The organism is Paenibacillus popilliae ATCC 14706 (genome assembly GCF_000315235.1).
GTDB classification, from domain to species: Bacteria; Bacillota; Bacilli; order Paenibacillales; family Paenibacillaceae; genus Paenibacillus_B; species Paenibacillus_B popilliae.
Window position 1 is genome coordinate 1 of record NZ_BALG01000390.1, and the last position, 424, is coordinate 424.

The 424-nt window shown below is 50.5% G+C and carries 1 protein-coding gene; it reads right to left on the reverse strand.

The features are described 5' to 3' along the window. Nucleotides 1–95: 95 nt before the first annotated feature. On the reverse strand, nt 96–371 hold the full coding sequence (locus PPOP_RS17690) for a hypothetical protein (protein WP_006288033.1): 276 nt from the start codon (nt 369–371) through the stop codon (nt 96–98). Nucleotides 372–424: the final 53 nt, after the last annotated feature.

Sequence of the window (424 nt, forward strand, 5' to 3'; positions counted from 1 at the left end):
GAAACGGTTGCTATGCATGACAACCGTGTAGGCGGATATCCGCGACCGTAGCCGCTAGATGCGGCTAGGTTTCGTCCCGTTCCGTCCGGGACTCGTCAGGCGTTTTGTGGACTCTTCCTCTCATGCACCCAGTGCATACCATCGAAAGTAATAAATCCGCCATCATTTAGGATGGATTGCAATGTGCGTTTGCCTCCGCACGGGATGAATGGTATTTCTCCGTCGTAGCTTACGTAGCCAAGCTCTGGGTGACGGAATGCATAACCGCTTACCTTGTAGTATCCTAGCATGGATAGCGTTCTAAAATGGCAGTCTTCCATTTTTACAATCTCTAGGCTGCTGTTAATAGCAACCGTTTTTGGCGTTCTCATTGGACACTCCTCCCTACGTAGCCCGCCGGCTTAATTGTTATTTGAGAGGGGGC

Coding starts and splice junctions, on each gene's coding strand:
- PPOP_RS17690 (WP_006288033.1), bottom strand. CDS start 371: ATGAGAACGCCAAAAACGGTTGCTATTAACAGCAGCCTAGAGATTGTA.